This is a genomic window from Pseudomonas brassicacearum subsp. neoaurantiaca (genome assembly GCF_013608025.1).
Lineage (GTDB): Bacteria > Pseudomonadota > Gammaproteobacteria > Pseudomonadales > Pseudomonadaceae > Aquipseudomonas.
On record NZ_VDLV01000002.1, the window covers coordinates 123964 to 136393 of the forward strand.

Here is a 12430-nt window from a genome sequence, read left to right on the forward strand (position 1 = left end):
GAAACTGTCTGCCCGCGCGATGTGGCGCTCAAGCTGTGTTTGTTTGTCGATATCGAGCAGTGTCGATGAACGTCCGCGTCAGCAAACACAGCGCATCACCCGTGGCGAGGGAGCTTGCTCCCGCTCGGCTGCGCAGCAGTCGCAACCGGGCTGGCGCGGTCTGACGGTTGTGTCGCGGTGCCTGTCTTGGGGCCGCTGCTCGCCCCAGCGGGAGCAAGCTCCCTCGGCACAAGGGCTGGTGCGCGCTAGCAGGCCGATGTTAAGCCGCCGCTATTTCCTGGGGCTCAAAACTGTCTGCCCGCGCGATGTGGTGCCCAAGCTGTGTTTGTTTGTCGATATCGCGCAATGTCGATGAACGTCCGCGTCAGCAAACACAGCGCATCACCCCGTGGCGAGGGAGCTTGCTCCCGCTCGGCTGCGCAGCAGTCGCAACCGGGCTGGCGCGGTCTGACTGTTGTGTCGCGGTGCCTGTCTTGGGGCCGCTGCGCGCCCCAGCGGGAGCAAGCTCCCTCGCCACAAGGGCTGGTGCGCTCTAGCAGGCCGACGTTTAAGCCGCCGCTATTTCCTGGGGCTCGAAACTGTCTGCCCGCGCTAACTGCCACATCCGGGAATAGAACTGTCCGTTCACTTCCCCGGTCAGCAATTCTCCTGGTTTGAGGAACACGTGCAGTTGCGAAAACAGCTTGATCTCGGTGGCCGACATGCGCCGCACCAGGTGCTTGGGCTGCAATTGCGAAGGGTGTTCAAGCCCGGCGGCGGCGAGCATTTCGGCCAGGGCCTTGAGGGTGTTGCGGTGGAAGTTGTAGACCCGCTGGGCCTTGTCCGGAACGACCAGGGCGCGTTGGCGCAGGGTGTCCTGGGTGGCGACGCCGGTGGGGCATTTGTTGGTGTGGCAGCTTTGCGACTGGATGCAACCGATGGCGAACATGAAGCCGCGCGCGGCGTTGGCCCAGTCGGCGCCGATGGCCAGGACGCTGGCGATGTCGAAGGCGCTGACGATCTTGCCGCTGGCGCCGAGCTTGATCTTGTCGCGCAGGTTCAGGCCCACCAGAGTGTTGTGCACGAACAACAGGCCTTCGCGCAGCGGCACGCCGATGTGGTCGGTGAACTCCACTGGCGCGGCGCCGGTGCCGCCTTCCTTGCCATCGATGACGATGAAGTCGGGCAGGATCCCGGTTTCGAGCATGGCCTTGGCGATGCCCATGAATTCCCACGGATGACCCAGGCAGAACTTGAAGCCCACCGGTTTACCGCCGGACAGTTCACGCAGTTGCTGGACGAATTGCATCAGTTCGATCGGCGTGGAAAACGCGCTGTGACGGGACGGCGATACACAGTCCTCGCCCATGAGAATGCCACGGGTCTCGGCGATTTCCCGGGTGACCTTGTGCTTGGGCAGGATCCCGCCGTGGCCGGGCTTGGCGCCCTGGCTCATCTTGATTTCGATCATCCGCACCTGGGGGTTCTGCGCCTGGGCGGCGAAGCGTTCCGGGTCGAAGCGCCCGTCGGATGTGCGGCAGCCGAAGTAGCCGCTGCCCAGTTCCCAGGTCAAGTCGCCGCCGTGTTCGCGGTGGTAAGGGCTGATGCTGCCTTCGCCGGTGTCATGGGCGAAATTGCCGAGCTTGGCGCCCTGGTTCAATGCCCGGATGGCGTTGGCGCTCAGGGAACCGAAGCTCATGGCCGAGATGTTGAACACCGAGGCCGAGTAAGGCTGGGTGCATTGCGGGCCGCCGACCGTCACGCGAAAGCCGCTGGGGTCGCTCAATGGGGCCGGGCGCATGGAGTGACCGATGAATTCGAAACCGGTCTGGTAGACGTCGATCAGGGTACCGAACGGTTTGTCGGCGCTTTCGTTCTTGGCGCGGGAATATACCAGCGAGCGCTGGGCGCGCGAGAAGGGCAGGGCGTCGCTGTCGGATTCCAGCAAATACTGGCGGATCTCCGGGCGGATGCCTTCGACCAGGTAGCGAATGTTGCCCAGGATCGGGTAGTTGCGCCGCACGGCGTGGCGGCTTTGCAGCAGGTCGAACAACCCCAGCAGGCTCAGCAGCCCCGTCACCAGTGCAATCGGCCAGAGCCAGTCGTGTTGCAGAAACGGCAGGCTGGCGAGGGTGAAGATCACGCAGCCGGCGAAGAAGGCGTAGCGGCTCAGCAACGATAGGCTCATGCGGGTTCCTTGGGGGGAGGGCGGTTGGCGAGACATTAGCGTGGAATGCAACCCCGTGGCGAGGGAGCTGTGTAGGGCTGGAATAATTAGCCTGAGACTGCGGAAAAACCTGTGGGAGCGAGCTTGCTCGCGATGGCGGTCAAACATTCAACACCTTCGTTGACTGTCACACCGATATCGCGAGCAAGCTCGCTCCCACAATTGAACCAGAGTCGATCAGACCGGTGTTATTCACCCCGCCATCTTCATCTGCCGCACCGGCAATTCCACCCGGAACGTCGTCCCTACGCCCACCTCACTGCTCACCGTGATTTCGCCGTTGTGTTTTTTCACGATGCCGTAGGAAAGCGATAACCCAAGCCCGGTGCCTTGGCCGATGGGTTTGGTGGTGAAGAACGGGTCGAAGATCTTCTGCAGGGTTTCCGGTGGGATGCCCGAGCCGTTGTCGGCGACTTCGATCCAGACGTGGTCGCCTTCGACGCCGTTGCGCAGGGTGATGGTGCCGCGTTCCGGGCCGATGGCCTGGGCGGCGTTGACGATCAGGTTCATGATCACTTGGTTGATCTGCGACGGCAGGCATTCGACTTCCGGCAATGGGGTGTATTGCTTGACCACGTCGGCCTTGTACTTGATCTCGTTGGCGACGATGTTCAAGGTCGAGTCCATGCCTTGCTGCAAATTCGCCATCTGCCATTCCTGGCTGGAGTCGACCCGGGAGAAGTCCTTGAGGTCCTTGACGATCTGTCCGACGCGGGCGATGCCGTCCTTGGATTCCTTGATCAGGAGCGGAATGTCTTCCACCAGGAAATCCAGTTCCACCTCCTGGCGCAGGCTCTTCAAGTTCATCACCAGCTCCGGCGAGGCAATGGCTTGCTCGGCGCTGCCGTAGGCCTGGAGCATCTCCTCGAGTTTGCTGAAATAACCACCCAAGGCCCCAAGGTTGGACGAAATGAAGCCGATCGGGTTGTTGATTTCATGGGCGACGCCGGCCGCCAGTTGGCCCAGCGAAGCGAGTTTTTCCGACTGCACCAGTTGGGTCTCGAGCAGTTTGCGCTCGTCGATTTCCATCTGCAGCAGTTCGCTGGCCTGCTTGAACGCCAGTGTCCGTTGTTCCACCAGGTCTTCGAGCTTGTTCATTTTCAAGCGGGCGCGGGAGGTCATTTCCCATTTGGTGGTCAGGGTGTTGGCCATCTGCTGGACTTCGATGTTGTCGAAGGGCTTTTTCAGGATCAGCAGCCGGTCGTGGCCGTTCAGGCGGTCGAGCAGTTCGTCCCAGGAATAATCCGAGTACGCGGTACACACCACCACTTGCAGTTGCGGGTCGACTTTCCACAGCTCTTCGATGGTCTTGGCGCCGTCCCAGCCTTCGGGCATGCGCATGTCGACAAACGCCAAGGCATAAGGGCGCTCCTTTCCCAGGGCTAGCTGCAATTTGGCCAAGCCTTCCTGGCCGCCATAGGCCGAGTCCAATTCGAACACCGTGGTGACGGCTTTCGGCGCTTCGCCGAACAGTGCGCTTTCCATGTCCTGCAGTTCGGCGTTGCTCTCGTCCTCAGGCGTCAGGATCTTTCGGAAGTCTTCATGGATGGCGGGCGTATCGTCGATCAGGAGGATGCGCCGGTTGCTCATGTTGTTCATGGCTCACCTTCTGCGAGTTTCAACGGCAGTTGCAGTACGAACGTTGCCCCGGTCCCGGGCCCCTCGCTGTGTACGGTGAGGTGGCCGTTCATTTCAATCGCCGCCAGTGCGCAACTGTGCAGGCCGAACCCGTGGCCGTCCTTACGGGTGGTAAACCCGTGGGCGAAGATGCGCGTCATGTTTTCCGCCGGGATGCCTTCACCTTCGTCCTTGACACTGATCTGCAGCTCTTCGTCTACGACCGTGGCCTTGAGGGTCATGTTCCGCGCATGGTTCGAAACCCCGGCCATGGCGTATTTGGCGTTGCTGATCAGGTTGATCAGGATCAGCAGCAAGCGGTGCTTGTCGCCCATGATCCGGGGCACCTCGCCGTATTCCTTGATCACCGTCACGTGGTGTCGGGTCAGGGCGCCGGAGTTCATGCGCAGGGCATCTTCGAGCAGTTCGCTGACCACCAGCGGCTCCATCAAGGTGTTGGCGCCTGCGTAGGATTGCTGCGTGGAAACGATGTCCTTGATGTGATCGACGCTCTTGCTCAGTTGCGCCAGTTCGTCGGTCAGGCCTTGTTGCTCCACCGCGATGGCTTCCACCAACTGGTTGAGGTAGCCGGGCAGCAGCTTGCCTTTTTCGTCCTCGGTGAGGAAATGCCCCAGGTCGTGGCTGTGCTCGTTGATCAGGTTCATCGCCTTGCCCAGCCCCAGGGCCTTGCTGCTGCGCAGCTTGCGGCTGACCAGGTCGGCAGAAATGTTCACGCTGTTGAGCACGTTGCCAACGTTGTGCAAGACGTTGGTGGCAATTTCCGCCATGCCGGCCTGGCGGGCGGTGTCCATCAGTTCGCTCTGGGTGTCCTTGAGCTGGCGAGTGCGTTCCTCGACCCGTTGTTCGAGTTCGTCGTTGGCCGTTTGCAAGGCGCTGTTGACCCGCTTGATTTCCGCGAAGCTGCGGATCAGTCGGATCGCCAGCCAGATCAATATCAGCACCAGGAACGTGGCGAATAGCAGCAGGTAGATGTGGTTGCGCTGGTGCTTGGCGGCGGCTTTTTCCTGGTCGGAGTCCAAGAGATTGGTGATGGTGTCGAGGCGAGCCGCCAGTGGCACCGCCTCGATGCCCTGCAGCAGTTCATTGACCTTGGGCTGTTCACGCAGGATCAGCGCGATGTGCCGGCGCAGGATGTCGATGGAACCTTGCAGACCTTCGGGCAAGCGGTCGCGGTTCACTTCCAGGCGGTTGAGCCCCAGCAGGATTTCGGCGGCCTGGTCCTGGGTGGTGACCTGGGCGAACTCCAGGCTGCTGAGCAGCAGGTCATAGGTGTCGATGGCAACGTTTTGCAATTGCAGCCTGTCGGCGTCAGAGAGCCGGGCGAACTGGCCCTGAATGTCGTCCTCGGCGGTAGGCAGGAAAGCCAGGGAGTTACGCAATATGGCGTTGTGGGATTTGAATTGCTCCACCAGGCGGGTTTTTTCCTTGACCGCCTTGAGGTATTCGTCGCGCTGTGTGTCCCACAACGAGGGCGCATGCCGGCCCGGTTCCGACTCGATGAGGTCGAGGCGTTGCCACAACCGAGTCATCTCATGCAGGGGCGAGACCAGCGGGTCGTAGTTGTGGCTCAGGGCGACGCGGGCCTTGAGCACTTCGTTGTCCCAGGCGGCGTCCTGCTGTTTGAGCACGCGGATCAGGTCCCTGGATTCAATGTGCGAAGCAGCCTGCTGGGCTCCGGATTCGATGTACATGAACAACAAAATCGAAGCCAGCAATACGCCGATGAAGGCCAGGCCGAGGCGGCGGGAGAGGGTCATAGTGGCTTGCCCTCCCATTCACCGGTCAGGGTCTTGAGGAACTCGACGATCAGCTCGGTATCGTTTTTCAGGGGCTCGCGGCCCAACTGGTACTTGAACATCACTTCGACCGCCTTCTCCAGGGTCGGCGCGGAACTGCCATGGAAATACGGCGCGGTGACAGCCACGTTGCGCAGGCTGGGGACCTTGAACACCTGGCGGTCGGCTTCGTCGCCGGTGACGTTGAAGCGCCCTTCGTCAGCCCGGGTGGGGTTGCCGCGATCAGCGATGTAGTCGCCCATGACGCCGAACTTCTGGAACATGTTGCCGCCGATGTTCACGCCTTGATGGCAGGCGATGCAGCCGTATTCCTTGAAGCGCTGGTAACCGAATTTTTCCCGAGGCGTGAGGATATCGGTGTTGCCCAGCAGGTACTGGTCAAAGCGCGAGTTGGGGGTCAGCAGGGTGCGCTCGTAGTCGGCCAGGGCGCTGCGGATATTGGGTTCGTTCACCCCGTCGGGGTAGGCGTTGGAAAACGCCTTGGAATAGTCCGGATCATCGGCGATGCGCTTGACCACCGTTTCCCAGGAGCTGCCCATTTCCGTCGGGCTGATCACCACCATGTGCACCTGTTCTTCCAAGGTGTCGACGCGACCGTCCCAGAATTGATGGAAGTTCAGGCTGGCGTTGAACACGGTGGGCGTATTGACTTCCACCGGCTTGCCATCGAAGCCCAGGGAAAACGCCTTGTCATCGGCACCGCCCTTGTCCAGGCGATGGCAACTGGCGCAGGACAGCGTGTTGTTGACCGACAGCCGTGGGTCATTGAACAGCCGCTGGCCCAACTGGACCCGCTTGGGGTCCAGGTTCGGGACCGGAGGCAGCGGCTTGAGCGGTTCGTCCAGTGGCTCGGCGTGAGCGGCCGTGCTCAATCCCACGAGCAGGCCGAGAGCCAGAATCAATCCGTGTGACGCCATGGGGTGCTTTCCTTGAAACGGGTTTATGAACTCTGGCGCTTACGAAAACGGGTTCGGGCGTTGTTCCCATTCGGCCATCCATTGGCTGAATGCTTGTGGTTCCACGGCCTTGCTGAAGTAATAGCCCTGCACCTCTTCGCACTGGTGGATCTTCAGGAATTCCAATTGGTCCCGGGTCTCCACGCCTTCGGCGATGATGTGCAGGTTCAGGCTCTTGCCCAGGCTGATGATCGTGCTCACCAGTTTGGCGTCGTTACTGTCGATACTCAGGTCGCCGACGAACGACTGGTCGATCTTCAGCACGTCCACCGGAAATTTCTGCAGGTAGCTCAGGCTTGAATAGCCGGTGCCGAAGTCATCGATCGCCAGCCGGATGCCCAGGTGCTTGATGGCCTTGAGCGTGGCGACGGTGGTGTCGATGTTTTGCATGAGCACGCTTTCGGTGATCTCCAGTTCTAACTGTGTCGGATCCAGGCCGGTTTCCTTGAGGGTACGGGCGATGCCGTCGACGAAACCGCGCTGGCGAAAATCGATCGCCGAGACGTTGACCGACAGGTACAGCGGCCGCATGCCCTCGGCTTGCCAGCGACACGCCTGTTGGCAGGCTTCCTGGAGCACCCATTGGCTCAGCGGCACGATCAGGCCGCTGTCCTCGGCCACCGGGATGAAATCCGACGGATAGACGAGACCATGGTCGGGCCGGTTCCAGCGCACCAGCGCCTCGACACCGACGACCTTGCCGCTCACCAGGTCGAGCTTGGGTTGGTAATGCAGCACGAATTCCTTGCGCTGCAAGGCCAGGCGCAGGCCGGACTCGATGGTCTGCTGCTGCCGTGCCCGGCGGTTCATGTCTTCGGTAAAAAAGCGGTAATCGTTGGGGCCGTGTTCCTTGACGTTGCGCATCGCCGTCTCGGCTTTCTTGATCAGCGCCACGGCGTCGAAGCCGTCGGCCGGATACACGCTGATGCCCAGGCTCGCCGTGACCGTCAGGTCGTGGCCGTCGATGGGATGCGGGGAGTTGATCGCCGTCAGCAGTTTTTCCGCCACGCCCTTGGTCGATTGCGAATCGGTGACGTCCCCCAGGATCACCACGAATTCATCGGAGCCGTAGCGAAACACCGAATCGGACTCACGCACCACGGTCGCCAGCGTGCGCGCCACGCGCTTGAGCATTTCATCGCCCACCGGGTGGCCCAGGGCATTGTTGATGCGCTTGAAGCGGTCCAGGCCGATGAACATCACCGCCAGTTGTCGGTCATGGCGGCGGCATTGGGCCAAAGCCTGGGTCAGGCGATCACCGAGCAACATGCTGTTGGGCAGTTCGGTGAGCACGTCGTATTGCAGCAGATGCGAGACCTTGAGCAACTCCTGGACCCGCTCTTCGATCGTCCGTTCCAGGGTGCGCATCTTGCGCGCCGCGTCCTGGGCCAGTTGCCATTTCCAAGTCATGGCACTGGCCATCTGGCGGATTTCCAGCGTGTCGAACGGCTTCTTGAGGATCAACAACTGATCGTCGAACTCGATGCGTTCGGACATGGTTTCCCACGAATAGTCGGAAAACGCCGTGCACAGGGCGATCTGCAAGCGCGGATCGGCTTTCCAGAGTTGTTCGATGGTTTGCAGGCCGTCCCAGCCTGGCGGCATGCGCATGTCGGCGAACACCAGCGCATAGGGCTGGCCCTCGGCCTGGGCGCGCTTGACCAGTTCCAGCGCCTCTTCGCCCTGGTAGGCCGAGTCGATCTGGAACTGCAACCGATTGACCTGTGGCGTGCCGAACAACAGGCTCTCGGTATCGTCCAGCGAGTCGTCATTGCCGGCGCTGGGGCTGAGGATCTTGCGAAAGTCCTGGTGAATGGCGGGTGTGTCGTCCACCACGAGGATTCGCCGATTGGCGGGTACCGACATGGGGTTCATGGGTTGCTCTCCGATAGCTGGCTGGCCGGCCGGGTCCAGTGATCCGCCACGGGAATGATGGTCCCGGCCTTGAGCAGTTCGGCGGCCTGGCCGCTGTCCACCACGGTGCTGAAATAATGCCCCTGGGCCTGCATTGGGCCACCGCTGGACATCAGCGTGGTGCGTTGCTCCTGGGTTTCGACACCTTCGGCGATGATGCCGATGCCCACGTCCCGGGCGAAATTGAGGATCGCGCGCAGGGTCGAGGCGTTTTCCGGATCGTCACTGGCGCTGTCGAGAAACCGCTGGGCGAGCTTGAGATGGTTGACCCGGTACGTCTTCAGGTAGTCGAACGACGAGTACTCGGTGCCGAAATCATCGATGGCGACCTGCACGCCCAGTTCGCACAGGCGTGGCAACACATCGTTGTGGGTCCATTTGGTCTGGGCCAGGGTCGCTTCGGTGACGTCGAAGCGCAGGTCCCAGGGCGCCAGCTCCCAGCGCGCGGTGGTGCGCAGTACGTCGTAGATCAGCTCGGGGCCGGTCTTGAGCTGGGTCAGGGACAGGTCGATGGCGATCACCGGCGGCGCCATGCCCTGGTCGCGCCATTGGCGCATCTGCTGGCAGGCCTGGTCGAGTACCCAATGGCCGAGGCCGATGATGATCCCGGTTTTTTCCGCCGCCGGCATGAACGCCGCCGGTTCCAGCCAGCCGCGCTGCGGGTGGTTCCAGCGCACCTGCACGCCCATGCCGAGGATCCGGCCGGTGCCGAGGTCGACTTCCGGCAAGTAGTGCAAGTGCAGCTCGTTGTTCTCGATGGCCTGGCGCAGGTCATTGGCCAGGGCGACCCGGTCCGTCACTTCCTGGTTAATTTCCTCGTTGTGGAAGTGATACTGGTTGCGGCCCTTTTCCTTGGAGCGATAGAGGGCCATGTCGGACTGCGCCATCAGGCTGTCGGCACTCGGGCTCTGCGGCGTGTACAGGCTGATGCCGATGCTCACGGAAATGCGCACGTCATTGCCGTCCAGAGAGTAAGGCGCCACCAGCGTGTCGCGGACTTTCGCCGCCAGCGCGGCGCAGTGGGTCGCTTCGTGGACGTCGAGTTGCAGGATGGCGAATTCATCGCCGCCCAGCCGCGCGACGACGTCGTTCTCCCGGGTACAGGCCTTGATGCGCGCGGCGACTTCCTGCAACAGCAGGTCGCCGATCGGGTGCCCGAGGGTGTCGTTGATCCGCTTGAAGTGATCCAGGTCCAGGTAGAACATCGCAAACGGCGCCGCGCCCCGGCGTGCGGCGGCGAAGGCTTGGTGCAGGCGTTCGATCATGGTGGCGCGGTTGGCCAGCCCGGTCAGGCCGTCGGTGCGGGCCAGCAGGGCGATCTTCTCCTCGGCCAGCTTGCGCTCGGTGATGTCGAGAATGATGCCTTCGACTTCCAGCAGCAGGCCTTGCTCGTTGCGCACCGGGATGTAGCGGTTCTCCACCCAGCGGAAGGTGCCGTCGCCGGTGCGCATGCGAAATTCGATGGAGGCGCCGGCGTTGTCGCGGTCCAGGACGCGGACCATGGCTTCGTCGACCTTGCTCTGGTCTTCGGGGTGGATCAGCGTCTGCGCCCAATCCGGCGAGTCAATCAGTTGCGCCGCGACATGGCCGAACTTGGTGATGTTGTGGGAGATGTACATCAACGGGAACGGCGGCTCGCCGCGCAGGCGATAGAGGATGGTCGGGCTGTTCTGCACGATGATGTTGGCGTCGGCCAGTTCCCGGGTGCGCTCCTCCACAGCCCGTTCGAGCATATCCATCTTCAGCGCGGCGTCTTCGGTCATCTGCCATTTGACGGTCAGGGTGCTGGCCATCTGGCGGATTTCGATGGCATCGAAGGGTTTCTTCAGGATCAGCAGTCGATCGCCGAGTTCGAGGCGATCGGCGATGTCTTCCCAGGAATAGTCCGAATAGGCCGTGCACAGGGCCACTTGCAGCTTGGGGTCGACGCGCCATAGCCGCTCGATGGTCTCGAGGCCGTCCCAGCCCGGCGGCATGCGCATATCGATAAAGGCCATGGCGAAGGGCTTGCCCTGGGCCAGGGCTGTTTCGACCTTGTTCAGGGCTTCCATGCCCTGGAACGCCGAGTCGAGTTCGAAACTCTGGCCGGAAACCGCCACCGGTGCGCCGAACAAGGCTTCTTCAGCGCTGCTCAGGCTGTCTTCGGAGACTGCATCAGGGCTGAGGATCTTTCGAAAATCCTCATGAATGGTTTGCGTGTCATCGACAATTAATATTCGCCGATTGGATCGTTCCGACGGCAGGCTCATGGCCGTGCACCGTCGAAATGCGGACTACAGAACCGTAGGAACATCGGATATCCCTTTCGCTAGCATGAATATTCGGCCTGTACTTGGCCCTTCATGGGGTAGAGCATAGTCGGCTCATCGGATGCGCGCGGTGAGTGATGGCAAATTGTGTCTAAATATTCGCCATCTACTAGCCTGTCTATCAGGGGTAGGGTAGAACAGTGGTCGTCAATGGGGAGGGGGTATCAATGGAAGATCAATCGTCGAACGTTCCGGTCACGAAGCCGACGGTGTTGCTGGTGGATGACGAAGAGTCGATTCTCAACAGCCTGCGTCGGCTGTTGCGCAGCCAGCCATATGAAATCCTGCTGGCGGACAGCGGTGCCAAGGCCCTGGAGATCCTCAAGGAGCGCCCGGTCGACCTGGTGATGACCGATGCGCGCATGCCCAACATGGATGGCGCCACGCTGCTGGCGGAAATCCGCAAGTTGTATCCGTCGACCTTGCGCATCCTGCTCACCGGTTATGCCGACGTGGACATGATGACCAAGGCGATCAACGAGGGGCAGCTCTATCGCTACCTCAGCAAACCGTGGAACGACGAAGAATTGGTTCAGGCCCTGCGCCAGGCCCTGGCCCACCAGCATTCGGAAAGCGAGCGCCAGCGCCTCGAAGTGCTGAATCGGGAACAGAACCAGCAGCTCAAGACCCTCAACGCCACGCTGGAGAAACGCGTGGCGTCGCGTACCGCCGAGCTGCAGCAGACCGCCGACATGCTCGACCTGGCCTACGAAGAGCTCAAGCGCAGCTACGTGACCGGCACCGAAGTCTTCTCGCTGATCGCCAACCTGCGCTTGCCCAAGGCCAAGCAGACCAACCGGCAGATCATCGAGCTGCTGCGGGTCTATAGCCGGCTCAACTTTCTCGACGAATCCACCGACCGCGACCTGACCATGGCCGGGGCGCTCTACAACATCGGCAAGCTGAGCTGGACCGACAACATGATGGTCACGCCCGCCGACATGCTGCACCACAGCGAACTGGAGCTGTACCGCGCCTATCCGAAGCAGAGCGAATCGCTGCTGATGACGCTCGACCCGATGAAGGACGCGGCGCGGATCATCCTTCATCACCAGGAGCGTTGGGACGGCAGCGGCTTCCCCGATCATCTGAAGGGAGAGGCGATTCCGTTCGGCTCGCGGCTGCTGAAGCTGGCGGTGGATTTCATCGAGTTGCAGCGCGGGTTGATCCTGGAGCGGCAGATGAACAGCGACGAAGCGCTGGTCTACATCCGCAAATACGCCGGCAAGCTGTACGACCCGGACCTGGTCGAGGACTTCATCAAGGCGTGTGCCGAATACCTGGAAGACGTGACCCTGTCCGACCCGACGGTGAAGGTCGTGACCACTCGCGAGCTGGCGGCCGGCATGGTCCTGGCCCGCAACCTCAACGCCGACAACGGCATGCTGCTGCTCAACGCCGGCAAGGTCATGAGCGGCCCGCTGATCGAAAAGCTCATCGCTTTCGAAGCGATGGAAGGGGCGCGGTACAGCGTGTTCGTCAAGATCCCCGAGGAAGAGGCGGACCCTTCGGCGCCGAAGCCGATTTTGGGGTGATGCAGACCTGGCGGACAATGGGTTCTGTGTTTATTTGAGAATGGGCGCCAGGCTTTGCTCCCACCGCCGCGATCTG

The 12430-nt window shown here is 61.6% G+C and carries 7 protein-coding genes; 1 reads left to right on the forward strand and 6 read right to left on the reverse strand.

Annotated features, from left to right (window positions below; genetic code table 11):
• Positions 1-547 precede the first annotated feature (547 nt).
• The 6 genes from FHK92_RS01935 to FHK92_RS01960 all read right to left on the reverse strand — a co-directional run bounded on the left by FHK92_RS01935 (position 548) and on the right by FHK92_RS01960 (position 10759).
• Complete coding sequence (locus FHK92_RS01935) at positions 548-2167, reverse strand: FMN-binding glutamate synthase family protein (protein ID WP_181286563.1); 1620 nt, start codon at positions 2165-2167, stop codon at positions 548-550.
• 231 nt (positions 2168-2398) lie between these two features.
• The gene (locus tag FHK92_RS01940) at positions 2399-3805 is read right to left on the reverse strand and encodes an ATP-binding protein (RefSeq protein ID WP_181286564.1); all 1407 of its coding nucleotides are present in this window, start codon (positions 3803-3805) and stop codon (positions 2399-2401) included.
• Positions 3802-5601 carry a DAHL domain-containing protein gene (locus FHK92_RS01945; RefSeq protein WP_181286565.1) on the reverse strand — a complete coding sequence of 600 codons (1800 nt, stop codon included), beginning with the start codon at positions 5599-5601 and terminating at the stop codon, positions 3802-3804. Before FHK92_RS01945 ends, FHK92_RS01940 begins: the two co-directional genes overlap by 4 nt.
• Positions 5598-6557 (reverse strand): cytochrome-c peroxidase, encoded by a 960-nt coding sequence (locus FHK92_RS01950; protein ID WP_181286566.1) that lies wholly within the window; start codon positions 6555-6557, stop codon positions 5598-5600. The genes FHK92_RS01945 and FHK92_RS01950 overlap by 4 nt, the downstream gene beginning before the upstream one ends.
• A 39-nt stretch (positions 6558-6596) precedes the next feature.
• Positions 6597-8471 (reverse strand): EAL domain-containing protein, encoded by a 1875-nt coding sequence (locus FHK92_RS01955; protein ID WP_181286567.1) that lies wholly within the window; start codon positions 8469-8471, stop codon positions 6597-6599.
• Positions 8468-10759: an EAL domain-containing protein gene (locus FHK92_RS01960; protein ID WP_181286568.1), complete on the reverse strand. Its 2292-nt coding sequence runs from the start codon at positions 10757-10759 to the stop codon at positions 8468-8470. The genes FHK92_RS01955 and FHK92_RS01960 overlap by 4 nt, the downstream gene beginning before the upstream one ends.
• Positions 10760-10986: 227 nt before the next feature.
• Here FHK92_RS01960 and FHK92_RS01965 point away from each other — a divergent pair, with 227 nt between their 5' ends.
• Complete coding sequence (locus tag FHK92_RS01965; protein ID WP_181286569.1) at positions 10987-12354, forward strand: HD domain-containing phosphohydrolase; 1368 nt, start codon at positions 10987-10989, stop codon at positions 12352-12354.
• Positions 12355-12430: the final 76 nt, after the last annotated feature.

Coding starts and splice junctions, on each gene's coding strand:
- FHK92_RS01940 (WP_181286564.1), bottom strand. CDS start 3,805: ATGAACAACATGAGCAACCGGCGCATCCTCCTGATCGACGATACGCCC.
- FHK92_RS01945 (WP_181286565.1), bottom strand. CDS start 5,601: ATGACCCTCTCCCGCCGCCTCGGCCTGGCCTTCATCGGCGTATTGCTG.
- FHK92_RS01935 (WP_181286563.1), bottom strand. CDS start 2,167: ATGAGCCTATCGTTGCTGAGCCGCTACGCCTTCTTCGCCGGCTGCGTG.
- FHK92_RS01950 (WP_181286566.1), bottom strand. CDS start 6,557: ATGGCGTCACACGGATTGATTCTGGCTCTCGGCCTGCTCGTGGGATTG.
- FHK92_RS01965 (WP_181286569.1), top strand. CDS start 10,987: ATGGAAGATCAATCGTCGAACGTTCCGGTCACGAAGCCGACGGTGTTG.
- FHK92_RS01960 (WP_181286568.1), bottom strand. CDS start 10,759: ATGAGCCTGCCGTCGGAACGATCCAATCGGCGAATATTAATTGTCGAT.
- FHK92_RS01955 (WP_181286567.1), bottom strand. CDS start 8,471: ATGAACCCCATGTCGGTACCCGCCAATCGGCGAATCCTCGTGGTGGAC.